The organism is Methylocystis suflitae (genome assembly GCF_024448135.1).
GTDB classification, from domain to species: Bacteria; Pseudomonadota; Alphaproteobacteria; order Rhizobiales; family Beijerinckiaceae; genus Methylocystis; species Methylocystis suflitae.
In genome coordinates this window covers 1-353 of record NZ_JAMRYX010000079.1, presented here as the reverse complement: position 1 = coordinate 353, position 353 = coordinate 1, and the positions used below count along the sequence as shown (strand labels likewise).

The following is a 353-nucleotide window of genomic DNA, read 5'->3' as shown; positions in this document are numbered from 1 at the left end:
AAGGGCTGTTACGGCAGCCGCCCCCTCGGTTCGGTCAGGTAGATCTCACGCCTACCTTGTCTGTGTGTTCATTATTGTCGAAGACAATCGTCACCATCGATCAGGCAGGCTTCAGCACCGCTCCTTCGGGGACGACTCCATCGCTTGCATAACGCCATAAGGCGATCAACAATTTGCGCGCCAATGCGACGAGCAGCACCTTCTTCAGGCGTCCCTTGGCGCCGGCCAGGCGCTCCCTGAACCATTTCGTCAAGGCGCTCTCCGGCTGGTAGCGCAGCCACAGCCAGGCGAGCTCTCCCATCGCTGCGCGCAGGCGCCGATTGCCGGCCTTGCTGATTCCTTGCTCGCGTTCG

Annotated in this window: 1 pseudogene; it reads right to left on the bottom strand. The window is 61.2% G+C overall.

From position 1 onward, the window contains the following. Positions 1-100: 100 nt before the first annotated feature. A pseudogene (locus tag NEI07_RS06365) lies at positions 101-353 on the bottom strand (IS110 family transposase); the annotation flags it as partial.